Origin of the sequence: Desulfobacter latus (assembly GCF_013389365.1) — a bacterium.
Lineage (GTDB): Bacteria > Desulfobacterota > Desulfobacteria > Desulfobacterales > Desulfobacteraceae > Desulfobacter > Desulfobacter latus.
This window is the reverse complement of the sequence record NZ_JACADJ010000058.1, coordinates 1-25,804: the sequence shown is the minus strand read 5'-3', so window position 1 is coordinate 25,804 and position 25,804 is coordinate 1. Positions and strand designations below refer to the sequence as shown.

At 49.5% G+C, this 25,804-nt stretch carries 22 protein-coding genes and 1 tRNA gene; 16 read left to right on the top strand and 7 right to left on the bottom strand.

What is annotated here, in order from left to right; all coding sequences use genetic code 11:
• Window positions 1–284: 284 nt before the first annotated feature.
• Both HXW94_RS14150 and HXW94_RS14145 read right to left on the bottom strand, forming a co-directional pair.
• Window positions 285–2,147 (bottom strand): bifunctional acetyl-CoA hydrolase/transferase family protein/GNAT family N-acetyltransferase, encoded by a 1,863-nt coding sequence (locus tag HXW94_RS14150; RefSeq protein ID WP_178367551.1) that lies wholly within the window; start codon window positions 2,145–2,147, stop codon window positions 285–287.
• A gap of 85 nt (window positions 2,148–2,232) precedes the next feature.
• On the bottom strand, window positions 2,233–3,423 hold the full coding sequence (locus HXW94_RS14145; RefSeq protein WP_246294055.1) for a multidrug effflux MFS transporter: 1,191 nt from the start codon (window positions 3,421–3,423) through the stop codon (window positions 2,233–2,235).
• A gap of 610 nt (window positions 3,424–4,033) precedes the next feature.
• Here HXW94_RS14145 and HXW94_RS14140 point away from each other — a divergent pair.
• Both HXW94_RS14140 and HXW94_RS19560 read left to right on the top strand, forming a co-directional pair.
• The gene (locus HXW94_RS14140; protein WP_343054637.1) at window positions 4,034–4,993 is read left to right on the top strand and encodes an ion transporter; all 960 of its coding nucleotides are present in this window, start codon (window positions 4,034–4,036) and stop codon (window positions 4,991–4,993) included.
• A gap of 1 nt (window position 4,994) precedes the next feature.
• The gene (locus HXW94_RS19560) at window positions 4,995–6,305 is read left to right on the top strand and encodes a hypothetical protein (protein WP_246294053.1); all 1,311 of its coding nucleotides are present in this window, start codon (window positions 4,995–4,997) and stop codon (window positions 6,303–6,305) included.
• A gap of 345 nt (window positions 6,306–6,650) precedes the next feature.
• On the opposite strand, the gene HXW94_RS14130 is transcribed toward HXW94_RS19560, so the two are convergent.
• The 3 genes from HXW94_RS14130 to HXW94_RS14120 form a co-directional block, all read right to left on the bottom strand.
• Entirely contained in the window at window positions 6,651–8,099 is a 1,449-nt protein-coding gene (locus HXW94_RS14130; protein ID WP_178367550.1) for a diadenylate cyclase, read from the bottom strand.
• A 5-nt stretch (window positions 8,100–8,104) separates the two neighbouring features.
• Window positions 8,105–8,563: a DUF2914 domain-containing protein gene (locus tag HXW94_RS14125; protein WP_178367549.1), complete on the bottom strand. Its 459-nt coding sequence runs from the start codon at window positions 8,561–8,563 to the stop codon at window positions 8,105–8,107.
• 142 nt (window positions 8,564–8,705) lie between these two features.
• On the bottom strand, window positions 8,706–8,933 hold the full coding sequence (locus HXW94_RS14120; protein WP_178367548.1) for an RNA-binding S4 domain-containing protein: 228 nt from the start codon (window positions 8,931–8,933) through the stop codon (window positions 8,706–8,708).
• Between the two features lie 87 nt (window positions 8,934–9,020).
• Between HXW94_RS14120 and HXW94_RS14115 the strand changes: the two genes are divergently transcribed.
• The 9 genes from HXW94_RS14115 (at window position 9,021) to HXW94_RS14075 (ending at window position 18,150) form a co-directional block, all read left to right on the top strand.
• The gene (locus HXW94_RS14115; RefSeq protein ID WP_178367547.1) at window positions 9,021–10,112 is read left to right on the top strand and encodes a response regulator; all 1,092 of its coding nucleotides are present in this window, start codon (window positions 9,021–9,023) and stop codon (window positions 10,110–10,112) included.
• Between the two features lie 63 nt (window positions 10,113–10,175).
• Window positions 10,176–11,465, top strand: coding sequence for a nickel pincer cofactor-dependent isomerase, group 22 (locus tag HXW94_RS14110; protein WP_178367546.1), 1,290 nt, complete (start codon window positions 10,176–10,178; stop codon window positions 11,463–11,465).
• Between the two features lie 180 nt (window positions 11,466–11,645).
• Entirely contained in the window at window positions 11,646–13,388 is a 1,743-nt protein-coding gene (locus HXW94_RS14105; RefSeq protein WP_178367545.1) for a hypothetical protein, read from the top strand.
• Window positions 13,389–13,413: 25 nt separating this feature from the next.
• The gene (locus HXW94_RS14100) at window positions 13,414–14,457 is read left to right on the top strand and encodes an FAD:protein FMN transferase (RefSeq protein ID WP_178367544.1); all 1,044 of its coding nucleotides are present in this window, start codon (window positions 13,414–13,416) and stop codon (window positions 14,455–14,457) included.
• Window positions 14,458–14,676: 219 nt separating this feature from the next.
• Complete coding sequence (locus HXW94_RS14095; RefSeq protein ID WP_178367543.1) at window positions 14,677–14,880, top strand: cold-shock protein; 204 nt, start codon at window positions 14,677–14,679, stop codon at window positions 14,878–14,880.
• 560 nt (window positions 14,881–15,440) lie between these two features.
• On the top strand, window positions 15,441–16,565 hold the full coding sequence (locus HXW94_RS14090) for a DEAD/DEAH box helicase (protein ID WP_178367542.1): 1,125 nt from the start codon (window positions 15,441–15,443) through the stop codon (window positions 16,563–16,565).
• A 32-nt stretch (window positions 16,566–16,597) separates the two neighbouring features.
• A complete protein-coding gene (locus HXW94_RS14085; protein ID WP_178367541.1) occupies window positions 16,598–16,762 on the top strand; it encodes a hypothetical protein in 165 nt (54 codons plus the stop codon).
• An 11-nt stretch (window positions 16,763–16,773) separates the two neighbouring features.
• Window positions 16,774–17,436 carry a class I SAM-dependent methyltransferase gene (locus tag HXW94_RS14080; protein ID WP_178367540.1) on the top strand — a complete coding sequence of 221 codons (663 nt, stop codon included), beginning with the start codon at window positions 16,774–16,776 and terminating at the stop codon, window positions 17,434–17,436.
• 432 nt (window positions 17,437–17,868) lie between these two features.
• Window positions 17,869–18,150 carry an RNA recognition motif domain-containing protein gene (locus HXW94_RS14075; RefSeq protein WP_178367539.1) on the top strand — a complete coding sequence of 94 codons (282 nt, stop codon included), beginning with the start codon at window positions 17,869–17,871 and terminating at the stop codon, window positions 18,148–18,150.
• Window positions 18,151–18,160: 10 nt separating this feature from the next.
• On the opposite strand, the gene mnmL is transcribed toward HXW94_RS14075, so the two are convergent.
• Window positions 18,161–19,090, bottom strand: coding sequence for a tRNA modification radical SAM protein MnmL/YtqA (gene mnmL / locus HXW94_RS14070; protein WP_425484219.1), 930 nt, complete (start codon window positions 19,088–19,090; stop codon window positions 18,161–18,163).
• 181 nt (window positions 19,091–19,271) lie between these two features.
• Here mnmL and mnmG point away from each other — a divergent pair, with 181 nt between their 5' ends.
• The 5 genes from mnmG to HXW94_RS14045 all read left to right on the top strand — a co-directional run bounded on the left by mnmG (window position 19,272) and on the right by HXW94_RS14045 (window position 24,739).
• Complete coding sequence (gene mnmG / locus HXW94_RS14065; RefSeq protein WP_178367537.1) at window positions 19,272–21,155, top strand: tRNA uridine-5-carboxymethylaminomethyl(34) synthesis enzyme MnmG; 1,884 nt, start codon at window positions 19,272–19,274, stop codon at window positions 21,153–21,155.
• A gap of 87 nt (window positions 21,156–21,242) precedes the next feature.
• Window positions 21,243–22,184, top strand: coding sequence for a DnaJ C-terminal domain-containing protein (locus tag HXW94_RS14060; protein ID WP_178367536.1), 942 nt, complete (start codon window positions 21,243–21,245; stop codon window positions 22,182–22,184).
• A gap of 6 nt (window positions 22,185–22,190) precedes the next feature.
• On the top strand, window positions 22,191–22,706 hold the full coding sequence (gene hpt, locus HXW94_RS14055; RefSeq protein ID WP_178367535.1) for a hypoxanthine phosphoribosyltransferase: 516 nt from the start codon (window positions 22,191–22,193) through the stop codon (window positions 22,704–22,706).
• Window positions 22,707–22,736: 30 nt separating this feature from the next.
• Window positions 22,737–24,524, top strand: coding sequence for a DUF3426 domain-containing protein (locus tag HXW94_RS14050; protein WP_178367534.1), 1,788 nt, complete (start codon window positions 22,737–22,739; stop codon window positions 24,522–24,524).
• Between the two features lie 138 nt (window positions 24,525–24,662).
• Window positions 24,663–24,739: transfer RNA gene (locus HXW94_RS14045), tRNA-Met, on the top strand.
• A 22-nt stretch (window positions 24,740–24,761) separates the two neighbouring features.
• On the opposite strand, the gene mmuM is transcribed toward HXW94_RS14045, so the two are convergent.
• On the bottom strand, window positions 24,762–25,804 hold a 1,043-nt coding region (mmuM, locus tag HXW94_RS14040), incomplete at its 5' end, for a homocysteine S-methyltransferase (protein WP_246294051.1).

Sequence of the window (25,804 nt, the reverse complement as noted above, 5' to 3'; positions counted from 1 at the left end):
TAACCCCTTAGACCTGTTTAACCACTTGCCGTAGAACCTGGAGCTGGCGAGCACCCCAGGGTACCTGTTTCCGATCTAACGTAGTGCTCGAAGCACTTAGACTGGTCAACTTTGGGGCTTTTTCAAGTCCCTCGGTCTTTAGCCGAGGGGTAGTTGACCATTGCTCTCCTGATTTAACGATTTTTGCGTGTTTTTCTTTTCCTGATTAAAGTATCGGCCGCAATTGTAAAAACCTAAATTTTTTATGAATAAATAGTGAAAAGTTCAATCAACCGGTTCCCGGATCAATCCTTTAAGGACAGAGTAATATGGTAAACCCCGCCGTCAAGCTTTGACTTCAAAGGCAGGCCTGATTTCTCAAACACCTTGATCATAGGCCGGTTATCGGGCAGTACCTCAGCATAGAGTTCGTCAAGCATGCGTCTTTTCCCCTCATCGACCAACAGCGACATCAGATAAGACCCCACCCCTGCACCCTGATAGTTTTCATCTATGAGAAAAGCCACCTCACCGGCGTTGCCGTCATCACTGCCAACCAGTCGAGCCTCGGCAACGATCCGGTTTTCGCCTTTTTTTCCGCCAAATCCCACCACGGAGAACTCTTTGGTATAGTCCACATTCACATACGCCTGCATTTTATCGTGGCTCATGGTTTTTACGGAATAAAAGAAGCGATAAAATACCGTTTCATTTGAACAGCGGTAGAAAAACCGGCGCATGGCTTCTTCATACGAAGGTTTCATCGCCCTGAACCGAATGGTTTTATCACCCTTGAAGGTTTTGGTGTAGTTAATATATGCTGGATACAGGTGAGCGGAATGGCTGACAAATATCTGGTTGGAATAGAGGATGTTTTTTTCCCGGGCCTTTTTAATTAAATCTTCCCTGTCGTCGGGATGGGCCACATCAATGATGGCCTGAGCCCTTTCGCGCAAGGGACGCCATTTGAGCAAGGCCACCCCGTATTCCGTGGCCAGCACATGGATGGATTCCCGCAGACGCAACTGGTTGACATATTTCTCTATACTGAACAGGATATTGGATTCGCCGTTTGCATTGCGGCTGGGCATGCCGATGATGGTGTTGCCATCCTTGGAGGCTTCCGCAGCCTTGTAAAAATCAATACCTTCACCAGGACCGGAAATCACGGCGCCTCTTAAGGGAAAGGCAACCCTGCCCTGGAGATCTGCCTTGCGGCCTTCATATATGGCGACAAACTGGGGATTGCGGGCAATGAGCTGGGAGTTACACACCCAGTCAATACCCTGGAATTCCACCAAAGGATTTTTATGCAGCCATGTCATCAGCTTCTTGGTGCCAAGGGCATAGGATGCCAAAGACTTCCCCCTGAACGGAGATTTGCGGTTATTGGTGACAGCCCCGGAATTGACAAGTTCTGCGGCTGCATCTGTAAAATAAAGGGAATGGATGCCAAGGTCTTTTTTATCCGATAAATAAGGCACCATCCCTTCAAACAAGGGACCCAGGGAATAGTTGATGCAGTCACCGTCCCGGATTTCATTGGCCACATTGGCAGCCACCTTTTTCATGACATCGTTAACCGGTTCAGGTGTATAGGTGATCGGCTCCCGGTCCGAGCGCACCAGAAGATCAAACTCTTCTATGGAAACAAAGGTATCCCCATAGGTAAACGGCATTTCCTCATTCACCTCACCCACCACAAGGCTTGCCTTGTACATGGCTTCCCTTGCCACATCCACGGCAAGGCCAAGACTGCAATACCCGGCATCATTGGGCGGGGTGATCTGGATAAAGGCCACATCCACATTGATTCTGCCGGATCTGATAATTTCCGGAATCTCCGAGGAATAGGCAGGAATAAGATCCACCTGACCACTGGATATGGTATCCCAGGCCACATACCCCCCTGAAAAAAATGTTTTCAACCGGTAATTGGGGGCATTAAGGCGGTCAATGGACAAAATGGTCTCCCCCAGCACAGCCAGCTGCATCAACTCAAGATCCCTGATATTATGTTTATCCACATCAAGCAATGTGCGGATCAGCCGTCTTGGCGTCGCCGGCCCTGTGCCGATGAAAACGGTCATTCCCGGCCGGATATGGTTTAAAACCTTATCCGGGGGCACAAGACTGCTCTCCCAGTTATACAGATTTATCTCGGACATAACTCACTCCCTTTAATGAAATGTATATGCATCTGTTTTATCAGCTAAAGGGGGTGTAATCAAGGCAGGGCAAAATGCTTTCGAATTAATGTCGTCCGCCGGTTCCGGCCCCCTTGCCAAACAGGAGCCAGAGAGCCAGCATGGCGCCGCCGCTGATGGTACCGAGCAGACCGATGATACCGATCTTGTCCGCCCAGTCCAGGGCAATGAACCACATGGCAAACGCGCCCAGCAGGAAGTAGATGAAAATCAGCAGTGAGGAGGCGGCACCGGCATGCCGGTCCACCTGCTCCAGTACCAGGTTGTTGCTGGGCGGCCGGCTCAGACCGAAGGAAAAGGAGATCACCACCATGGGCAGGGCAAGAGCCCAGGGGCCGGGCAGCCATCGTGTAAGCATTGCCGCACCGCCGGCCATGATTCCGACAAACCCCATGGTGAGCAGTTTTTGCGATCCCAGCAGACCCAGCAGCCGCGTGCAGGCGAAGGAACCGGCCATGATGGCCATGGCGTTCAGGGCAAAAAAATAACCGAAAACCTGCTCAGACAACCCGAGCCGGGTGATGTAGATATCGGCCGAGCCACCAATGAAGGCAAAGTGCGGCAGAACGATGATGGACATCATCAGGGCAAAACCGAGGTAGCGCCGGTTGGCGAGCAGTTCGAAATAGATCCCGGCCGTCTCCCGAACGCTTTTGGCTGATGGAGTTTTCAGGGTTTCCGGCATGCGCAATACCCCGATCCAGCCGATGGCTGCGACTGCCGCCTGGATCACGAAGACCCATCGCCAGGAAAACCAAGTCAACACCCATCCGCCGAACACCGGTGCCAGCATTGGCGCCAGGGCCATAATTACGCCGATATAAGCCAGAATTCTCGCCCGTTCATGACCCTGAAAAATGTCCTTGGTGATGGCCAGGGCCAAGGTAGCGGCCGAGGCGGCCCCGATGGCCTGTAACACCCGGAACACAATCAGGCCGGCAATGCCGGTGGAAAGCCCGCAGAGCAGACTGGCAACGATAAACAGGCCGATGCCGGCCAGCAGGAGTGGCCGTCGGCCGTACCGGTCGGACAAGGGGCCGTAAAACAGGAGAGACACACAATAGCTGACAAAAAAACCGACCAGGGTCAGGTTGACCACGGCCAAGGGCTGATCCCAGGCTTTTTGGAGCAAGGGAATGGCTGGCAGGTACATGTCGGTGGAAAGAGGCGGAAAGGCTGACAGCAGGGCCAGCAGCAGCAGAAACCGATTTGGGTTTGTCATACGTACGATTTTCATAAGCCTTTCATTTCAGTATAGCAAATAAAAAACGGCAGGCGCGTTTGCCGGCCGCTTTCAATGTCATTTTTTCGGGTCCGGGCAGCGCTGTTTCGTTGCCACAAGCACCCACAGGGCATCACGCCGAGGCGTGACTGCGTTTCCTAATTATAGGAACTTCGTTTTTGTCAAGCAAGATATAACAAAGGATAAAAGGATTATCAAGCGCCTGAAATATGGCCTCAGCTATACTAAAAAATGGAGCTGTTATTATTCACCCGTTTTAAATAAATTAGCGCCCTTTGGGCGGGCTGTTAGGTGCTGGGTGCTGGGAAATGGAAATTCCTATACTCTGAACTTAAGCCGGACTGATTGATAACAGATTGGGTATTGGTGCAGTTTGTACAGAATAAAAAAGGCACTCGGTAAAACTACCGAAAATTTGTAGCGCGTGATATTAAAAAAACGTCACCTTGGGGCAGGCTGAAAGGGCAGATATTTTTCGGCAGCAAAAAACTTTCCGGCCGAATATGGCGGTTACATAAAATTCAATTTAAACGATTTATTAAACGACGAGATAATCGAGTAGCCGGGGGATTCTATCCCTCAAAAAAAATGTAAGGAGAAATGGGTGACCCCAAAATTTGCAAAATCTAACAAGATGCATGAAAAAGAACAGAGCGTGTCAGAAATCAAAAACCAGAAAGGGTTCCACAGGCTCCGGATCCGGCTCCACGAAATCATTTTTGAAGCCGATACCCGGGCCGGTAAATGGTTTGACCTCATTCTTATCCTCTCCATTCTCTCCAGCGTACTGGTGGTTATGCTGGACAGTGTGGCTGCTGTAAAGGTCAGTCACGGGAACCTTTTGTACGGGATTGAATGGGGATTTACCCTCCTGTTTACCCTGGAGTACCTGCTGCGCCTCTTCTGTGTGACAAAGCCTTTGCGGTATGCCTTTAGTTTTCTGGGGCTTGTGGACCTCCTGGCGGTGCTGCCCACCTATGTGAGCCTGGTCCTGCCGGGGAGCCAGTACATGCTGGTAATCCGTATCCTCAGGGTGCTCCGGGTCTTCAGGGTGTTAAAACTGGCCTCTTATGTGGGAGAGGCCGCTATCCTTATGCAGGCGCTTCTGGCCAGCCGCCGCAAAATCACCATTTTTCTTCTGGCCATTATCAGCCTGGTGGTGATTTTCGGCTCCCTCATGTACCTCATCGAAGGGCCGGAAAACGGCTTTACCAGTATTCCCAGGAGCATTTACTGGGCCATTGTGACCATGACCACCGTGGGATATGGGGACATTTCCCCCAAGACCAACCTGGGCCAGAGCCTGGCCTCGGTGATCATGATCCTGGGCTACGCCATTATTGCCGTGCCCACAGGGATTGTCACGGCGCAACTGAACCACGCCGGCCGGAAAAAAATCTCCACCCAGGCCTGCCCGGCCTGCATGGCCCTTGGCCATGATCCGGACGCGGTGTTCTGTAAATTCTGTTCAGAACGGCTGAATCCTGCAAGCGGCCAGGAAAACCTGATCGGTCCGGTGAAGCCGTCGGACGAACACGTAACTGCATTTGACATAAGGAAATGACGTGAACCGGAAAGAACAGAATTTGTGGGAATATGTTCCCCTGGCAGATTATGCCGCTCCCCAGGCCACCATCTCCCGCACCATAAAAAGCGGAATAAAGGATATTTGGCAGCGATTTCAGCGGCAGGCCCCCCCGGTTCACGACCCTGCTCAGAATCTGGAATACCTGCCGCCTTCTGTCGTTGGAAAAGTTGCGCCCCCTTCGAACTGGTCCGGGGCTGTCCGGGCGCTTGAAATCGCGGTAAAAAACGAAACCGGATCGGCCGAAGCCCCGTCTGTCATGATGGTGGTCGGCCTGCCCGGCAGCGACAATGCTCAGATCCTGTCACGTCTGGCCAACGCCTTGGGGTGGCGACTGATTCCGGCGCCGGATCCACAGCAGATTCTCAGCCAGGAGCTGACATGGCTAGACTGGACAAAATCCACAGATACCCCCTGGGTACTTCCCGACATAGCTAAAACCTATCTGCGCCATGTTCGTGGACTGACCCTGGTCCGCCAACTCCTGGCGCGCATCAATGCAAAGGCTGCGGGCCCTGGCGTTATCGGATGCAACTCCTGGGCCCTGGCCTATTTGCGACGGATACTCCCGGTCCCCTTACCAGGGGCGGTAGTCGCCCGGGCCTTTGACGATCACGCCCTGGGCAGATGGCTGAGCCGGAGGGCAAATGATGGATACGGCCGGCAGATACACTTCCGCCAGGCAGACAACGGCGAAACAGTTCTGCCTCCAGAGGCCGGTACCAAGGCAAGCGCATTCGTCAATCAGCTGGCAGCCCGCAGTTTCGGTATCCCGGGCATTGCCCTTGAAATCTGGCGGCGGGCCCTGAAACGGGAACCGGATCAGCCCGCCGGTGAACAGGTGTCTGAAACAGGACCCACCGACGGCATCACCATCTGGGTGGAGCCCTGGGAAAAGATACCGTCGCTTGTGGTGCCTTCGGACCTGGGACCGGCATCCCCGATCCTCATGCACAGCCTGTTGCTTCATAACGGGTTGCCCCGGAACCTTGCCGTGAACCTGCTTCCCTTTTCCGCCACGGAGACAGGCCGGACACTTCTGGCGCTGTCTGACGTCGGAATTGTGGATACGGCCATGACCAGCGCCTATCTCCAGATATTGAAGCCGGTAACCATCGTTGCATCGGAAGGGCCCTGGGCCACGCAATACAGGGTCAAGGCCTATCCGGTGGACCCCCGGGATCAGTTCCGCTTCACAACGGACCTGACCCTGAGGGGAAAGCAGGCCCTGATGGCACTGGGGGTGCGGTTTCCTGCTCCCGGAGCGCCGGACAATGGGGACACGGCATGAACCGGCGCACTCTTAGAAAATATAATTCTGAGAGTAACAGCTTGAGATTACTGTTTAAGTGGATTCATGATCCTGAAGAAAAACGGCCATTTTATTTTTAGTTTTCCGTCAATGAAAAGGTGGCCGGCGAAGTGGCCTTCAGGGCGGCCGTCAATGGCAATTCAAGCTGCGTCTTTTTTAAAAGCGTGGGGTTGAATGCCGCATTGGATACCGTTGTTCAGTTCAGCTTAATGAATATTATCGGCGGCCTGGTGATCGTGGTGGGCGACGATCCCGGCGCCAACTCATCCCAAAATGAACAGGACAACCGGCATATTTATCACATGGCGCTCACAGGTGGCGCCATCAGTTTTCAGTGCCGTCATTGCTATTTCTCTTGGCAATGTTGTATCGAATCTGGACCTTTTTATCTTTTTCATCCGGCCGCAGGGTATCAGGGTTCATGACCAGTGCCGCATTAACAACGCCTGAAGTTGTTAAATTTTCAAGGGGAATTTTCTCGGTAAACACGGTGGTTACGGTGTCCAGGGTAAGCCCGCCACCTGTAATCGTGACTGTTTGAGGAATAACACTGATACTGGTCATGATAAGATCTTCCGGCAATTTTCCTGAAAAATCGGCCTGTACCGGGACCTGTTTCTCCGCCATAACATCCAGGGTCACTTCCACCTGATTCGGTTCAATGTTCTTCAGGCGGATGCCTGGCGGCAACTGGACATTCTGTCTGGTAATGGCCAGTTTATTTTTTCCCAAGGCTGTTCCGTCAAGGGATATCTTGATACTCATCTGATCCAGGGTCAAAGCCTTGATCAAAGGCCGTGCACCGCTGATCAGAAGCCTGGACCTGGAAGCGGATGCATCAATAATATTCATTTTTTTGTCAGAGTTCATGAACTCAATGGGCACATCATAGTTGGCCAGTGTCTCCATACCCCGTGAAAAGCTCAGCCACAACCCTGTGGTACATAAAAGACAGACCATGGCGGCTACAAGTAACTCCCGGGTCTGCCGGCGCATTTTTTTTGCCGGTTCCGGCCCGCCGGTATATTGTTTTATTAACGCCTCAATTTTGTCGGGATCCCTGACTTCATCAATCCGGTTGTCTTTCACAAGAGAGACTTTGCCACGCTCTTCAGACACAACGATCACCAGGGCATCGCTTTGCTCGGTAAGCCCCAGGGCCGCCCTGTGCCGGGTACCGTATTTGGAGGCCAGATGCCGATTCTGGGACAAGGGCAGAATCGTCCCGGCCCGGGTAATCTTTGCTCCCTGGATTACAGCAGCACCATCATGGAGCGGCGCACCGGGCCAGAAAATATTCATCAACATTTCCCTGGAAAGTGACGCATTAATATCCGTCCCGGAGGAGATGATGCTGTCCACCCCTGTTTTAAGCGGCATAACGATCAATGCCCCGATTTTTGATCCGGCCAACTTGACCACGGCATCAGTGATGATGCGCACCGGTGTATTGATCTGGGTCCTTGGGATCTCCCATAGAAAAAACCCCAAACTGCGTGTTCTGACCACCCCTGATATTTCATTTCTGAAAACAAGGATAATAATAAAGGTCGCCACGGTGATCACGCCCTGCATGACCCAGTTAGTAATGACCAGCCCCATGGCGTTGGCGCTGCGGCCGATGATCCACATCGCCACCACAGCCATGAGAACACGCAGGACATTGGTACCCCGGAACAATACATACAAACGGAAAAGAATATATGCGTTGAAAACGATATCCAGTACATCCTGCCATCGCCATCCGGAAAATAATAAAGAGAGTTGTTCCATGGGCATTAATCAGTCATGCTGAATCTTAAGGTTTTTAAAACATTATTGTCTTCATCCCTGATTTCCACCCGCCAGGGACCTTTATCCGCATCACGCATCTGGACCCTTGAAAAGGAGGACCACTTGGGTACGGAAAGGACAAGACGCATGGAAAAAATAAGCTTATCTTTTTTATACCAGTTATGAAAAATTGCTGTTTTTTCATACACCGGATCAAATTCAGAAAAGCAGAAAACCTCTCCCCGGGAAACGGAAAAAACAACGGCCGGATTTACCGGCCTGAAATTGGATATGCGTTCACACATAACCGCACTGGCCAAAATCATAGGGGGCTGGTCAGCCAGGCCGGCACCGGCCGGTATAAACAAAAAGCCAAGCAGTTCGCAAACAATGAGAAATCGGGAAAGCCCAAGGTGAGATTTACTTGCATTGAAATCCTGTATATTATTGTCTCGTGTTACCATTTAATCTCCTGTTTCGGGATTGGTTCTAATGTCGGCCGCTGTAGAGGCCGGCCACCGTGCCTGTCCTAACGAGGGCAACCACAGAGGGATTTGCCCCTACGAATAATGGCCTACAATAGAATCAATCCCCCCCTGTTTCCATTTAAATGGAATCCATCTGAATTTCAAGACAAGTGCCATAAATTTCTATAATATCGCCGGGAAGAATCTTTTTCCTTTTTCTTGTTTCAACCCGGCCGTTCACCCGGACCAGCCCGTCGGCAACCATATGCTTGGCCTCGCCTCCGCTGGATGCAAAACTTTCAAACTTAAGCACCTTGTACAATTCTACAGGCGCTTGGGTAATATAAACGATTCTGTTCTCTGTCATGGCGTTATCCTTTTACCAAATATCGTTGTATTCATTTATAATATATAGTCGCTTGATTAATAGTATTATATTATATTAGGATAAATTATGACCGACTTATCTCAAATGCGTGTTCTGATTGTAGATGATGTTAAAATCAATGTGGATATCCTGGTGGAGGCCCTTGGCGACGATTACCGGATCAGTGTAGCCATGGACGGCGAATCAGCCCTGAAAATTGTTGAGCAAACGCCACCGGATATTATTCTTCTGGATATCATGATGCCCGGCATAGACGGATACGAAGTGTGTGAAAGACTGAAATCCAAAACCGCGACCCGGGATATCCCGGTGGTATTTTTGACAGCCCTGTCCGACGAGGATAATGAAGCCAAGGGACTTGCCTTGGGGGCGGTGGATTATATTACAAAACCCTTTAGTCCGGCAATCGTCAAAGCCCGTGTTAAAAATCATCTGGAATTGAAACAACACAAAGACCATTTGGAGAATCTGGTCGCCAAGAGAACCCGGGAATTATTATTAACCCAGGAAATCAGCATGGAATGCATCGGCACCTTGGCTGAGTTTCGAGATCCGGATACCGGCGGACACATCAAGCGGACCCAGTATTACATCAAAACGCTTGCAGACCAGCTTAAAATTTTGCCTCAATTTAAAGAAATACTAAATGAAGAAACCATTGACCGAATCTATAAATGCGCACCATTGCATGATATCGGAAAAGTTGCCATACCTGATGCCATCCTTCATAAACCAGGGAAACTGACCAAAGAAGAGTTTGATGTGATGAAAACCCATACCACGCATGGATATAAGGTATTGCTGTCCGGGATAAAACGTCTGGACACAGGCGCTTATCTGAAATGTGCGGCTGAAATTGCCTTGACCCACCATGAAAAATGGGACGGTTCCGGTTATCCCCAGGGGCTTTCAGGTGATAACATTCCTGTGGAAGGACGGTTGATGGCCATTGCGGATGTGTACGACGCCCTGGTCTCCAAACGGGTATATAAGCCGCCATTCCCCCATTCACAAGCCATGGCCTATATTCTTAAAGGAAGAGGACAACATTTTGATCCTGACATGGTGGACGTATTTAAACAGCATGCTGAAGTGTTCAGAGCCATTGCCATAGAATTTGCAGACCACCATGATGAAATTAAAACATTGCAGTGTTAGCGGTTGGATCCAACTAGTTTGCGCCCCCTAACCCTGGTGAACATAACTGGAAGAAAGAAAAAAATGAGATACCCGGCATACCTTGAAAAAAAATTTAATTTCCCCGGATTTTACCGGGTAAAACTGAATTTGCCGTCCATGGCACTGTCTGATCCGGCAAAGGACCTGAAAATACAACTGGACCCGGCACTGGATCAGTCACCCATTAAACCCGGACAGACCGTGGCCATTGGTGTGGGCAGCCGGGGCATTAACGCCATTGCTGAACTTGTGGCACAAATCTGCGGGCGCATCAAAGACAAAGGGGCCTACCCTGTCATTGTCCCGGCCATGGGCAGCCACGGCAGCGCTACCCCGGAAGGCCAGAAAAAAACCCTTGCCGAATTAGGGGTTACAAGTGACGTCTGCCAGGCAGCGATTGCCCCGGAAATGGATGCAATTAAAGTCGGAAGCGTGTTTGATGCAGTGCCTGTATATTTTTCAAAAAAAGCCATGGAGGCGGATCACAGCATCTGCATCAACCGCATCAAGCCCCATACCAAATTCAAAGGTGATGTGGAAAGCGGGCTTTACAAAATGCTGGTGGTCGGCATGGGGAAACACACCGGCGCCTTGACCTATCATAATTTTGCCCTGAAGTACGGATTTCATAAGCTCCTTAAAGCCATGGGCGACACCATTATCGAAAAAACCAACCTGTGTTTGGGCATTGGTGTGGTGGAGGACGCCTATGACCAGGTAATGAAAATCGAGGTGATACCGGCGGCCAAGATCAGCACCCGGGAACCGGACCTTTTAGCCCTGGCCAAATCCCATTTCCCCAGACTGCCGTATAAAAATCTGGACCTGCTGGTGGTCCGGCAAATCGGCAAGGAGATCAGCGGGTCAGGCATGGACCCCAATGTCACCGGCAGAACCTGTGATTTAATGGAAGATGATTTTTCCCAAAGCCTTTATGCTAAACGGCTGGTGATCCTGGACCTGTCCGCAAACACGGCGGGCAATGCCATCGGCTTAGGCAATGCAGATATCATCACCGAAAAAATATTTGCAGGCATGGATTACCAGGCCACTATCATGAATGCCCTGACCGCCATCTCCCTTAAAAAAGCAGCCATTCCGGTCCGGCTGCCCAATGAAGAAAAGGCAATTCAGGCAGGATTCCAAACCCTCGGCCCCGTGTTCCCTGAAAAGGTTCGGGCGGTGATTATCAAGGACACCATGCATACAACTGATTTTCTTGTCAGTGACGCATTGAACCGTGAGACCGAAAAACTGTCCTGCCTTAAAGAGATGACCCCCTGCCGGATCGCATTCTCTTCTTCCGGAGATCTTATTGCCCCCGGACCTTGAAGCCGAAATTTCGAGCGAAACGTCGATTGAAAGATATCAAATGGGAAAAATCTCAGATTCTTACTACTACAAATTGAAAATATATACCCCCTCCTACAGGTTAATAAATACTCATATCCTGCAGCAGGGCGGACATGGCGTATCCAGTCCCTTGGATGATTTATAAATAAGGATAAAAAGATGAAAAAAAACAGAATAGCATTAAAACCCTATGTTGAGGCTGTGGAAAATATCTGCCGGTCTCTGTCAAAGGAGCAGCTGGTTGAACTGGTTCTCAAGCTGGCACAGGATGAATCCTCATCCGGACGGCTTGGATTTCTTGATAGAATTAAAACATGGTCCCCAGGAACTGAAAGCATCATAAATGCTGTTGCAGACGTGGATCACCTGCTTGATAACATACAGGCATTGAAAGAGGATATTTTAGAACGGATTGAGGCCATTGGAAACGGGGATTATGAGGCCCTTGACGACTGGGACTGGGAAGATGCCCATTATGATGATGATGAACCGGACCTGATCAGCGAAGAGCAGTCAAATGATCTGGTCGACCTGTTTACAGAGGCCGGCGCCCTGTTTTTAAACGGGGATACAAGGGAGGCCCGAACGGTATACGATGCCCTGTTCGGACTCATGGCCGAGCTGGAAAGTTCCGGCTTTTATCTGCCCTATCCTGATCTTGACTGGCGGGAGGAGCGGGCGCGGCATGCCCGTTGTGTCTATGATGACTCCGACGAAAAGCAAAGGATTGCGGCCTTTGCAGACGCCATGAATCTGGATGCCTCATTCCGGTACGACAGGATGGAAAATAATACCGCCTATCCCATGCTTTGTGATGTAATGGATGCCAGGCAGCAGAAAATGGCAGGCCTTGAGTCCTTTTACCCGGAATGGAAATCCCTGCTGGAAAAAAAAGGCATTGAGGGCAGGCCATCAAGCCTGCTGCTGGAAACGGTGCTTCAAACTGAAGGAGAGAACGGGGTGGAAAAACTGGCCCGGGCATGGGGCAGTACCCAGCCCAATGGATATCTGTTCTGGCTGGATCTGCTCATGAAGGCGGGGCAGTTTAGTAAAGCGTGTACCATAGCAAGACAGGCCATCAAGCTGGTGAAGAACGGCAAAAAAAGGGAAGAACTCAGCCAGGTACTGGTCGAGGCATCCCGGTCTGCAGGAAACGACGAGGGGGTACTCGAAGGGAAATTTGAGAAATTTTATTCCTGCCCCAATGATGAGAATATGTCACAGGCCATGGCTGAAGCAATTGAACATAACCAGAGGGAAAACGGGCTGGCCCGGATCCTTGATTTTTACTCCCCAAAAAAGAAAATGAGTGACGATGATAAAAATCTTTACATGAAAGCACTGCTCATGAACGGGAATCTCAAGGCTGCCGTGGAGATGGTAAAAGATTCCAAGAGTCTTGGCTGGTCTTACGGGCTCAATGTCGGGCTGGTATTCGGCTGTGTTGCTGCGGCGGCCTCAGGGTATGAGAGCGGTGCAGGTGCCATAAAGCAGGTGCTGAACCGGGGCCTTGATAAAAGGTACGCGTATTCGAACAGGTTTGTTGTTGCAGATGAAAAAACCCCCTCTCTTTTCTTTTATGACGAAATTTTAAACGGACTCAAGGCCGCAAACCTGTCTGAATACCATACAGGGCAAGATTTTAAATGGGCACAGGAAATCGGAAGGAAACGGGTGGATGATATTGTTTCCAATACCCACAGGGGAGCCTATGACAGAGCGGCAATGGTACTGGGAAGCCTTGCTGAAGTCTTTACGGCAAAAGGCGAGACTGAAACCGCTCAGAACCTGTTCCATGAATTTTGCAAACAAAAATACAACCGGCACACGGCGTTCAAACGGGAAGTCCGGTCGGTGATTGCCGGTTCAAGCCTTTTAAAAACACTTAATCCGGTATTTTAGAATTATTACCAGGAGAGAAATATCCATGCCTCAAACCAAGCATATTAAAACGTCTATTTTTGCACTAATGCTGCTTGTCGGAACCACCCTGCTTTTGCCTGCCCGGTCTTTGGCAACCCAGGCGTATGTGTTTACCGGCCGGACAATGGGTACCAGCTATGCCGTTAAACTGGTTTCTGCCAAACCGCTGTCCAAAAGCTTATGGCAGGAAAAAATCAATCTGCGCTTAAAACAAATCAATGCCCGTTTGTCCATGTACCAGAAAGACAGTGAACTGTCCCGGTTCAATGCCGCGCCAACAGGCCAAGCCTTCAGAGTTTCCGCAGATTTTTATCAGGTTCTTAAGCAATGCAGAGACCTGCATACCCTTACAGCCGGCGCCTGGGACGGCACGGTCAAACCCCTGGTGGATCTGTGGGGATTCGGCACAAAGGGACGGCGGGGTACGCCGCCTAAGCCGGCTCAGATCAAAACAGCACTTAAACGGATTGGTTTTGATAAACTTAAAATCGGGGATCATGTCCTGACCAAGACCGTGCCCGGCATAACACTGGATTTAGGCGCCATAGCCAAAGGATATGGCGTGGATGAAATTGCCCGCCTGATCAGGGACGGCGGCATTGAGAACTATCTTGTGGAAATCGGCGGAGAGTTGGCCGGCGCAGGAAAAAACAAGCATCGCAAGACGTGGACCGTAGGCATAACAAACCCCGAAAAAGGCTTTTTGAATTCAGGTCTGTACAAAAAAGTGCGCCTGGACAACAAGGCCATTGCGACCAGTGGTAATTATAGAAATTATTTCGAAAAAAACGGGCAGATCTACGCCCACATTATCAGCCCGAAGACCGGTTATCCGGTTGAAAACGCGGTGGTGTCGGCATCGGTTATTTCCGATACCTGCACTTTGGCCGACGGCCTTGCCACGGCACTCATGGTCATGGATACCCACCAGGCCCTGGCGCTTATCAACAGCCTTGAAAGCACCGAATGCCTGATCATCCGGCAGGACGGAAGGGAAAAAACGGCGCTGCGATCATCCGGATTCAAGACATACGAAATTGGTTTCTGATCCTTTTGCCGCCAGATGTTCCTTTAAGAGAAGAAAATTTAAAATTTTTGCGTTTTGAGTTGACATTTTCCTTTTTTTCGGTACAATATAAAAAATGCATGTTTTGTATATGCATATGTTCCTTCCTTAAGGTGTATATCTCATAATTTTTAATTTTCTGTGAGTGCCCCCCAAAGTTAGAAGCAAATTTTTATTTTTTTTATTTAGGAGACCGCCAACATGGCAAAAGGTACAGTAAAGTGGTTCAGCGAAACTAAAGGTTTTGGTTTTATCGAAGTAGAAGATGGTGGAAAAGATGTCTTTGTTCATCATTCAGGTATTAACGCACAAGGTTTTAAGACTTTGAACGAGGGAGACCAGGTCACATTTGACATTGAGCAGGGCCCCAAAGGGCCGTCCGCTGCAAATGTCACCGTGCAATAGCTGACCACTTTTATTTATAATACTCAATCATCAACGTTTTTAGGACATTTTTTCCAACATCAAAGTTGAACAGATTAACGAAAGCTTGATCATTGAGTAACAGTTACGGGCTGACCTGATTATTTTTTCCAGGTTTCCCTGCGACAAAGATGAAAGGGTTTTGAATCATTTCATACACTTTCATTTGAACAGTTATTAAAGCCCCTGAGAATTCTGTTCTCAGGGGCTTTTTTGTTAGTCATCATGCCCGCGGTGGCAGCAGGCTCCTTTTGCGACCAAAACCGTTGTGTATGATAAATTATTTAAATGCCGGTAAAGGCACTTTTCCTGTTAGAATTTTATTTTTACAGGCACTTCTCGCTGACCACGTTGTCTAACAAACATCGTAAGTTAACGTTGACGTTTTTACTAATACTTAACCGTGAAAACAGTATGAAGATGTTATTGGATAGATCGCCTATATCTTCTTCACGTTGAGGATATTTTTTTAATCTTCGGCGTACCTTTTTTTCATTCAATATATATTGTAAGCAGATCAAAGTCTGCAATCAGGAGTTTTAATGAGTTTTACCCAGTTTGATTTTCACCCCGGCATCCAGTCCGGTATTCGTGATGCGGGCTACACCAGCCCCAGTCCCATCCAGCAGAAAGCAATCCATCCCATTCTTGCCGGCAAAGATATCCTTGGCCTGGCCCAGACCGGCACCGGAAAAACCGTTGCCTTTGTGTTGCCTATTCTCCAGCATTTGCTCAAAACCCATCGATCCGCATCTTCAGCAGCGCCGTCAGCATTGATCATGGCGCCGACCAGGGAACTGGCCGAGCAGATTCATGAAAGTATCACAATGATGGCGATTCATACCCCGGTGAAAAGCGTGGCCATTTACGGCGGGGTTGGAAAACCGCTTCAGAAAAAGGCCCTTAAACAGGGCGTGGACATTGTTGTCGCATGCCCGGGACGCTTGCTGGATCTCATGAATGAAAAAGCCCTGAGCCTTAAGGGAATTGACATCCTGGTTCTGGACGAAGCCGATCAGATGCTTGATATGGGATTTTTGCCTGATATCAGGCGAATTATCCGGTCTTTGCCCCAAAAACGCCAGGGGTTGGTTTTCTCTGCAACCATGCCAAAAACGATCAACAATCTGGTTCAGGACATCTTAAACCATCCCATTAAGGTTCAGGTCAACCAGACCGGCCCGGCACCCCGCATCGCCCATGGCCGGTTTAATGTCCAACGGGAAAAGCGCACAGCCCTGCTCAAAACGCTGTTTGCAAAAAACGGTATGGCCAGCACCATTGTGTTTACACGGACCAAACATAAGGCCAAAAGCCTTGCCGTCCAGTTAAAAAAATCCGGATTCAATGCGGTCTCTTTGCAGGGGAATTTATCCCAGAACCAGCGGCGCAGGGCAATGGACGGCTTTCGGAGTGGCTCTTTCAAAATCCTTGTGGCAACGGATATTGCTGCCAGGGGAATTGACGTATCAGGGGTTTCCCATGTGATCAACTATGATCTGCCGGATACGGTTGAAACCTATATCCACAGGACCGGCAGAACCGGAAGGGTCAATCAACCCGGCCAGGCATACACCTTTACAACCAGGGAAGACAATAAAACCATTGGTTTGATTGAAAAGGCCCTGGGCAGAAAAATGACAGAAGAGTTATTACCTCCGGCCTAAATAACTATAACCGCACGAAAAAAAGGAGAGGCATGGCAGCCCGAAATCAATATTCCTGGGAAAAAAGGCAAAAAGAATTGAATAAAAAGAAGAAAAAAGAAGAAAAGCTTAAGCGAAAAGCAGAAAAAAAGAACCAGATAGACACCGGCACCGATCTTGAAGAGGTTCAATCGGATCAACCGGAACTGCAGGAATAGTGACAGTTCCCATGTCCAGCGTACGCGTCCGTTATACAACCCTTGAAATCGGGGAAATGGATATTCATATCCGGACGCTAAGAGATCATTTGCAATTTGCGGATATCAACGGTGAGGCAAAAAGATTTGGGATATCTTCGGCCACCTGGCCCCTATTCGGCGTGGTCTGGCCCGCCAGCCAGGTGCTTGCCCACCTGATGCTTAACTATCATGTAGATGGAAAGCGGGTGCTTGAAGTCGGGTGCGGCATTGCCCTGGCCAGCCTGATTCTGAATCAGCGGTTGGCAGATATTACGGCCACAGACTACCATCCTGAAACTGAAAAGTTTCTGGTTCACAATGTGAAACTCAATAATGGAAAAAAAATTCCCTTTGTTCGCACCGGATGGGCGGATCTGAATGATAATCTTGGTCAATTCGACCTGATTATCGGTTCTGACCTTCTTTATGAAGTTGAACATGTCAACCTTTTGTCCGCTTTCATAAACCGGCATGCCCGAATCCATTGTGATGTAATCATTGTGGACCCCGGGCGGGGCTATCACGCAAAATTCAGCAAAAAAATGGCTGGACTGGGTTATGCCTGTTCAAAGGAAAAAATAAATCAGACAGACGGTAGGGGAAAAAGCGTCATCTACCAGGTGTTGACGTTCTCCCGTCAGGGTATAATTTAAGAGTATAGGAATTTCCATTTCCCAGTACCCAGCACCCAGCACCTAACAGCCCGCCCAAAGGGCGCTAATTTAAAACCAAAAGGACCCGTGAGTCAGCTACCCAAGCCTAAAGGCATGGGCTTGTAAAAGCCCCACGCTGACCAGCCTAAGTGCTTAGCGCACTACGTTAGATCGGAAATAGGTACCAGAGGGTGCTTGCCAGCCCCCTGCTCTACGGTAAGTGGTTAAACAGGTCTAAGGGGTTAAACCAGTGCTGTTTACGTTAAACCCGATATTAACATTGGCGAGGCAAACATTACTCAGCCCTGGCATATGGCTGATGCTTAAATATAATATGCCTTTTTATTAACATTAAACTAAGGCCGTACTTGCTAAAGCAAAACTCATATCCCAAACCTGAAGGATTGGGTTTCACGGCCTAAAGGCTATAATATGAAAATTTATGTCGGGAATCTGACAGAACTGATGACAGAAGCAACGCTCAAACAGGCGTTTGAAGCATTTGGTGAAGTTGAAAGCGCTAAAATTATAAAAAACAGGTTTAACGAACGTTCCAAGGGATTTGGTTTTGTTGAAATGCCAAGTAATTCTGAAGCGGACAAAGCCATTAAGGCCTTAAACGGCAGCATAGTTAATAAAAAACCCATCAAAGTGAATCATGCCGATTCCGGTGGTAAAAAAAAGAAAAAGCCTTTCAAAAGAAAACGCTATTAGATGCCGGATCTCAAGTCCCGCATTTTCCCTGGTACGAATCCCGGGCTTCGAGGGTATGCTGAATCATGTTGAATGTCTCTCTGTACCGCGCCGCCCACAGCGGGGCCACAAGTTCGTCAGCATGGGGATCCCCTGTAATCCGCTGGATAATCATGGACTTGGGCAGCCGTTCCAGAAAATCGCAGACCAGGTCCACATATGCCTGCTGTTCCAAAGGCGTATACCGGCCCTGACCATACATCTTGGCCAAAGCAGTGCCACGGACCACATAGAGCAGGTGAATTTTGACACCATCAACCCCCAGATCGCCCAGGATCCCGGCATTTTCCAGCATCATGGCCCGGGTTTCTCCGGGCAGGCCCAGAATAATATGGGCACAGACATTCAGCTTCTTTTTAGGCGCAACCAGATCCACGGCCGCTTTAAAGGCCTTGAAATCATGGCCCCGGTTGATCAGGGCAAGGGTGGCGTCATGGACAGACTGAAGCCCGTATTCCAGCCAGATCAAATAATCCTTTGTGTAGGCGTCAAGCAGATCAATTTTCGCTTGATCCACACAGTCGGGCCTTGTGCCCACAGCCATGCCGACCACCCCTTCACAGGACAGGGCTTCATCATATAAGGCCTTAAGGTGCTCCAACGGCGCATAGGTGTTGGTAAAAGACTGGAAATAGGCAAGAAATTTTCTAGCCTTATATTTTTTCATGGCCCCGATCTTGCCGGCCTCAATCTGCTGGGCAATGGACAGTCCCTTGGCAAAGGCCCCGGTACCGGACCCTTTTGCATTGCAGTAAATACACCCGGCCCTGGACAGGGTGCCGTCCCGGTTCGGGCAGGTCAGCCCGGCATCCACGGAAATTTTCTGCACCCGTTCACCAAACAGGTTGCGAAGATAAGCATTATAATCCGCGTACCGTTTTATTCGCTCTGCATTCGCCAACGTCTTCCTCCATGCCATCCGTTTGTATTCATACGTTTCCCACTTAGGGTAACGCCTTAACCATACAGATTACAAATGAATTTGCCAAGGAGAGAAGATTCGCCATGAAAACTTGCCAGGCTGTTGACCAATAGATAGTAATCATTATATTTAGGTCCTGTAAAAAATTGCTAAGGATGTTATGAACAGTTTCAAAAACAGATATGATGTCATTGTGGTGGGTGCAGGACACGCCGGATGCGAAGGAGCCCTGGCCGCGGCCCGTATGGGTTGTGATACCCTCTTGCTCACCATTGACATGGACAAAATTGCAGCCATGCCCTGCAGTCCCTCCATCGGCGGTACGGCCAAGGGACAGCTGGTCAAGGAGATTGATGCCCTGGGCGGCTGGATGGCAAAAATATCAGATTCTTCGGCCATCCAGTACCGGACCCTGAACACCCGTAAAGGACCGGCGGTTCAGTCCACCCGAACCCAGAATGACAAGAACATGTATTCACAGAATATGAAACATGTCCTGGAAAAGGCCGAAAATCTGGATCTGAAGCAGGCCATGGTGGAATCTTTGATCATTGAAAACAATGCAATCAAAGGCATTACCGACAATACCGGATTTGAGTATTTGGCCGCCTGCGTGGTTATTACCACAGGCACTTTTCTGCGGGGCACCGTCCATATCGGATCCTCCAGAATCCAGGCCGGGCGTGCCGGTGAATTTGCGTCCACGGGTCTGGCCCAAAGCCTTGAATCCATGGCGCTTGAGATGGGCAGGATGAAAACCGGCACCCCGCCGCGCCTGCATGCCGATTCTATTGATTTTTCAAAGTTTAATGTCCACGGGTCAGACGAGGTGATCAAACCCTTTTCCTTTTCCACCACTCAGGTGACAACGCCCATGCTGCCAAGCTTCATGGGCCAGACCAATCCGGCCACCCATACCGTTATCCGCAACAATCTGAAATATTCAGCCCTGTACGGTGGACATATCAAGGGCCAGTCCGCCAGGTACTGCCCATCCTTTGAAGACAAGGTGGTCAAATTTCCGGACCGGGAATCCCACCATGTCATCCTGGAATATGAAGGTATCGACTCCAAAGAAATTTATGCGTCGGGACTGGGCAACAGTCTGCCCCTTGACATTCAATACCAGGTGGTGCGCTCGGTAAAGGGCCTTGAACAGGCCCGGATCATGCGCCCGGCCTATGCCATTGAATACGATTATGTGTCGCCCCTGGAACTGACGCCTGCCCTTGAAACCAAAAAAGTCAAGGGGCTGTTCCTGGCTGGGCAAATCAATGGTACATCCGGCTATGAGGAGGCCGGGGCCCAGGGGTTGTGGGCCGGGGCCAATGCCGCGGCAAAAACAGTTGGCCGTCCGCCGTTTATCCTGGACCGGTCCCAGGCCTATATGGGGGTCATGGTGGATGACCTTGTTACCCGGGGCACCCAAGAGCCCTACCGTATGTTCACGTCCAGGGCCGAATACCGGCTGCTGCTCAGGGAAGACAATGCAGATCTGCGTTTGGCCCGGATCGGTTATGAATACGGCCTGACAGACAAGGCGCATCTGGAAGAGGTTTCCCGGATCAAGGCCGCCACAGAAAAAGAACTTGAACGGGTCAGCCGGATCGTGGTCAAGCCCAGTGATGAAACCAATGCCTTTCTTTCCCGGCATAACTCCAATCCCATTGATACAGGTGTCCCTTTAACCCAGTTGATCAAGCGTGCAGAGCTGAGTTACGACCTGTTAAAGCAGATTTCTCCTGCCCCCGAACCTGTCCAGGCCCGTGCAGCCCGGCAGGTGGAAATTGAAATTAAATATGAAGGATATATCCGGCGTCAGTATAATGAAATTAAGAAATTTGAGGATCTGGAACGGATAAAAATTCCGCCTGAATTTTCTTTTGATGCGGCCCACGGCCTGTCCAACGAAATCAGGGAAAAACTCAACCGGATCGGCCCGGCATCCCTGGGCCAGGCCTCCCGCATTGACGGCATGACCCCGGCGGCCATCTCCGTTCTGATGGTGGCCATCAGCGCATTTCGACAAAATCCGTCCCCTTGACTTCAATGGGTCGCGCCTTACTTTTATTACACATTTATACTGAAGACATAACCATACAGTTTAACGTAAAAGGACTTAAGATATAAAATGGCGCAAGATTATTACAAAACACTTGGCATAGATAAAACTGCGACAGCCGCCGACATAAAAAAGGCTTACAGAAAACTTGCCCTCAAATACCATCCGGATAAAACCAAAGGGGACAAGGATTTGGAAGATAAATTCAAAACCATTTCCGAAGCCTACGCGGTGCTCAGCGATCCTGAAAAAAGAAAACAGTATGACACTTACGGATCTGCCGACTTCCAGCAAAAATATTCCCAGGAGGATATTTTCAGAAACTTTGACCTGGGCGATATTCTCAAAGAGTTTGGCTTCGCCGGTGGCGGCGGGTTTTCATCTTCATTTAAACAGGGCGGTGGAAGATCTTCATTTTCCGGCATGGGGGGCAATCCCTTTTTCCAGAATGCGGGGCCTGGTGGGGGGTACGGTCGCAAATCCCCAGCCCGGGGCAAAGATCTGGAATATGAAATTCCTTTAAGCCTGGACGAATTAATTCATGGTGCCGGCAAAACCATCACCATCTCCCAGGGCGGGCAGACAAAAGCCATTGAGGTTAAAATTCCCAAAGGCCTAACCCCGGGAAAAAAAATCAGACTGGCCGGCAAAGGCGAATCAGGCACACATGGCGGTCCCGCCGGCAACCTTTATATCAAATCCAGCCCGTCCCTGCCCCAGGACATTACCCTGGAGGGAAACGATATCCTGATGAAAAAAGATGTCCGGCTCACCCAGGCCATTTTAGGGGATAAGGTTGAAGTGACCACCCCGTCAGGCAAAACCATCAATCTGACATTGCCGCCGGGGACCGGACAAAAGGCCAAATTGCGTTTACCGGGCATGGGAATTCCCCACATGAAAGGAAATGGTTGCGGAGATCTTTATGTTGTGATTAATATAGAGATACCAAAGAGTTTAGACTCCAAACAACGAAAATTAATCAGGGAACTTAAAGAAACAGGATTATAATTTAACATGCCTGAACTCATACCCTTGATTTCCCAGCAGGAAATCAAGGAAAAAATTCGGGAGATCGGACAAAACATCACCCGGGACTACAAAGGTCTTGATCTCGTGGTTGTCGGGGTACTCAAGGGGGCATTTGTTTTTCTGGCCGATCTTGTCCGGCAGATCTCCATTGATCATGAAATTGATCTGTTGGGTGCATCATCCTACGAAGGCACATCATCTACCGGACAGATCGTGTTTACAAAACGACCGGATCTGGAACTCAAAGGACGAGATGTGCTGCTGGTAGAAGATATCGTGGATACAGGCCGGACCCTTGCTAAAACTGTCGAATCCATGCAGTTGTTAAATCCCCGGTCCATAAAAATATGTGCGCTGATTGATAAAACCGAGCGCAGGGAAGCGCAAATAAATGTGGATTATTCATGTTTCTGTATTGATGGGGGATTTATCGTGGGCTATGGGCTGGACTATAATGAAAAATATAGAAATCTACCGGCAATCTTTAATTTAAAATTATAAAGTAAAATTTTCCAATTAAGGGGAAACTCAATGATAATTACCTGCGAAGCGTGCGCAACCCGATTTGTCCTTGATGACGCCATGATTAAGCCGGAGGGTTCAAAAGTTAAATGCAGTAAATGCCGGCATATTTTTACAGCCTTTCCATCTGACCAGCCCAAAAATGAAGTGCCGGAGGAGCCAAAATCTGAAGCGTACGATATCACTTTTGATGAACAAGCGTTCCAAGATGATTCCGAATTTAACGAATCAGACGATGACGATTTCAGTATAGACAGCGATCTGGACAGCCAGGCCGATGACCTGGAAGATACAGACATTGATTTCTCAGACATTGAATTCGATGAACCGGAATTTGAACGGAAACCGCCTGAGCATCACGCAACCACAGGGACGCCGGATATCCAGGACCAGGAAATTGAGGATCCGGCCACGGACTTTGAGGAAGACGGTCTTAATTTCGAACTTGCTGATTTTGAGATAGATGAACCGGAATTTGACTTGCAGGATGAGGATCTTAAACTGGACACCCAGGAATTTGAGTTTGAAGAAATTGAAAATGGGTCAGTTTCCGGATTGGCACCCGCATCCGAAGATTTAGACCCGGATACAGCTGATATTGAAATCAGTTCTTCCCAAGATGACGACCTAGACGCAGACCTTGAGCTGGAAGAGTTATCCCTTGACATAGACGACCTATCCGTAGAGGAATCGTCCATTGATGACCTTGAACTGGATAGGGAAAAGGATGAATCGCCTGAACTGGAAATTGACGACGATATCCAAATAGATCTGACGCTTGAAGATGACGACCCGGAGGATCTATCCCTTGAACCCGAAGAGGCCCGGATTGATGACCTTGAGCAATTGCAGGGCGACATAATTGAGGCGCAACCGGATGTAAACCATGGCAACGATTTCGCTTCAAATGACATTGAGCTTGAATTTGATGACAATGAAGAAATAATCGAAGAACAAGAGGAGCGGGAAGAAGAAATTGCCTCAGAGCAGGATAAATTTGCAGAATATGACAAGGTGCTGGAACAGGAGACCGAACCCGAAGACGCCGGTATAACCATTCCGGACCCTGAAATCAAAGACAAAACAGACACGGATACGGAGGATGCGCCTGACATCTCATTGCCCTCGACGGATGACGAAATTGACACCACCACAGAGGCATCCATAGACCAGGCCCCGTTGATTCCGCCGCCGTCCGAACAAAGTGTCCACCAGAAACAAAGCGCAAGAAACAAGAATGGGGGAAGACTGGCAGTTAAAATCCTGCTGGTGCTGTTTATGCTGATTCTCGCTGCATATGTGGCAATCATTCGTCTTGACGTAACCATTCCGGTCGTATCCGACATTGAAATTCCTTTTATCACACAATGGCTTGAGCCCAAACAGCCGGCCCCTCAGACGCCACTGAAACCCGTAATTGACGAACCCAGCATTGATGGCCGATTTGTTTCCAATAAAAACGCAGGGGACCTATTCATTGTCACAGGCAGGATTAAAAACTCATCCAATGCGCCTGTCAGTTACATCCAGGTCAAAGGGACCCTGATGACAAAGAACAACACCAAAGCAGCAACGCTGATTGCCTATTGTGGAAATATAATTCCCGAAGAGACACTTAAGACCGGTAATATCTCGGACATAACCAAGCAAATGGCTGTAAAACAAGGACATCAAAACACCAATGTCAATATCAAGCCCGGTGCCTCGGTCATGTTTATGCTGGTTTTTTCCAATCTGCCCGAAGATCTGTCCAACTTTACCGTGGCAATAGAGGGATTTGAACCTGCCCAAGAATGAGGGATTGCCCCTAGGAAAAGCTGGGTGCTGGGTGCTGGGTGCTGGGAAATGGAAATTCCTATACTCTTAAATAAAAATAAATTTAAATTTTATTTGACACAAACCCAAACGTTATGATATCTAAGTCTGGTTTTTTGTGGCGACGTAGCTCAGATGGTCAGAGCATGCGGCTCATATCCGCAGTGTCCGGGGTTCAATTCCCTGCGTCGCTACCAGCCTCTACAATGGCCCCTGCTTTCAGGGGCTTTTTTGTTTTTTTCCTTTCAGAAATAGGGCAAGCTCGCGGATATCGTCCGGTGTTGTATGGCAGCATCCCCCAATGAGCCTGGCCCCATGCTTTGCCCATTGAACCCCCATTTCACCAAAGCAAGGCAAGCCCGGCCCTGGGACCCATGATTTGGTCAAATTGTTGTACACATCGCCTTTATTGGGGTATACCACCACAGGCTTGTCGGTCACGGACCGGATCTCTTTCACAAGGGACGCCACATGGAGCGGATCTGTGCAGTTGATCCCCATGGCTGCCACACAGGGTTTGCCGGCCAGCCATTGGGCGCAGTCCCGTATTCTCTCTCCGCTGTTGATGTGCTGCCCGTCCCTTGCACTGAAACTGATCCAGGCTGAAATCATATCCCGATCCGCCACAAGCTCCTCCATTAGACGGACAAGGGCTCTGGCCTCGGCAAAACAGGGCAGGGTTTCACAGGCCAGAAGATCCGGTCCTGCTGAAACCAGTGTTTTCAATCTTTCTCTGTGAAAATCAACCAGTTCATCTTCACTTAGGCCGTAATTGCCGGTATATTCGGACCTGTTCGCCAGAAAGGCGCCGTAGGGACCTACCGAGGCAGCCACCAGGGGTTTAAGCCGATTGACCCGGTTGGCGGGATCCGCCCAGAAACCATCCACCATCGTTTTTGCCAATGCCACAGCAGACCGGATAAGTTTTCGGGCCTGTTCATGAGTAAACCCACGGCGTGCCAGACCCTGAAACGTGGCCTGGTAACTTGCGGTGATCAGACAATCCGCACCGGCATGAAGATAGTCGCTATGAACCGCTGCGATCATGTCGGGATTGTCACACAAAAGACGAGCCGACCAAAGCGGATCATCAAGATTGCACCCCCGGCGCTCAAGCTCCGTGCCCAGCGCCCCGTCAATGATCAGATATTTCTGCTGTTCAATATACGCGCGGATAACATCGGCCATAGTATTTTTCCCTCCCACCCTTTTTATTCCCAGCACCCAGCACCCAGCACCCAGCACCCAGCACCCAGAACCCA

Bases quoted from the DNA above. Each gene is read 5' to 3' on its own strand.
- HXW94_RS14100 (WP_178367544.1), top strand. From the start codon at position 13,414: ATGCCTCAAACCAAGCATATTAAAACGTCTATTTTTGCACTAATGCTG.
- HXW94_RS14115 (WP_178367547.1), top strand. From the start codon at position 9,021: ATGACCGACTTATCTCAAATGCGTGTTCTGATTGTAGATGATGTTAAA.
- HXW94_RS14105 (WP_178367545.1), top strand. From the start codon at position 11,646: ATGAAAAAAAACAGAATAGCATTAAAACCCTATGTTGAGGCTGTGGAA.
- HXW94_RS14090 (WP_178367542.1), top strand. From the start codon at position 15,441: ATGAGTTTTACCCAGTTTGATTTTCACCCCGGCATCCAGTCCGGTATT.
- HXW94_RS14050 (WP_178367534.1), top strand. From the start codon at position 22,737: ATGATAATTACCTGCGAAGCGTGCGCAACCCGATTTGTCCTTGATGAC.
- HXW94_RS14130 (WP_178367550.1), bottom strand. From the start codon at position 8,099: ATGGAACAACTCTCTTTATTATTTTCCGGATGGCGATGGCAGGATGTA.
- HXW94_RS14145 (WP_246294055.1), bottom strand. From the start codon at position 3,423: ATGAAAATCGTACGTATGACAAACCCAAATCGGTTTCTGCTGCTGCTG.
- HXW94_RS14150 (WP_178367551.1), bottom strand. From the start codon at position 2,147: ATGTCCGAGATAAATCTGTATAACTGGGAGAGCAGTCTTGTGCCCCCG.
- HXW94_RS14120 (WP_178367548.1), bottom strand. From the start codon at position 8,933: ATGACAGAGAACAGAATCGTTTATATTACCCAAGCGCCTGTAGAATTG.
- HXW94_RS14060 (WP_178367536.1), top strand. From the start codon at position 21,243: ATGGCGCAAGATTATTACAAAACACTTGGCATAGATAAAACTGCGACA.
- HXW94_RS14075 (WP_178367539.1), top strand. From the start codon at position 17,869: ATGAAAATTTATGTCGGGAATCTGACAGAACTGATGACAGAAGCAACG.
- hpt (WP_178367535.1), top strand. From the start codon at position 22,191: ATGCCTGAACTCATACCCTTGATTTCCCAGCAGGAAATCAAGGAAAAA.
- HXW94_RS14080 (WP_178367540.1), top strand. From the start codon at position 16,774: ATGTCCAGCGTACGCGTCCGTTATACAACCCTTGAAATCGGGGAAATG.
- HXW94_RS14110 (WP_178367546.1), top strand. From the start codon at position 10,176: ATGAGATACCCGGCATACCTTGAAAAAAAATTTAATTTCCCCGGATTT.
- HXW94_RS14125 (WP_178367549.1), bottom strand. From the start codon at position 8,563: ATGGTAACACGAGACAATAATATACAGGATTTCAATGCAAGTAAATCT.
- HXW94_RS14085 (WP_178367541.1), top strand. From the start codon at position 16,598: ATGGCAGCCCGAAATCAATATTCCTGGGAAAAAAGGCAAAAAGAATTG.
- HXW94_RS14095 (WP_178367543.1), top strand. From the start codon at position 14,677: ATGGCAAAAGGTACAGTAAAGTGGTTCAGCGAAACTAAAGGTTTTGGT.
- mnmG (WP_178367537.1), top strand. From the start codon at position 19,272: ATGAACAGTTTCAAAAACAGATATGATGTCATTGTGGTGGGTGCAGGA.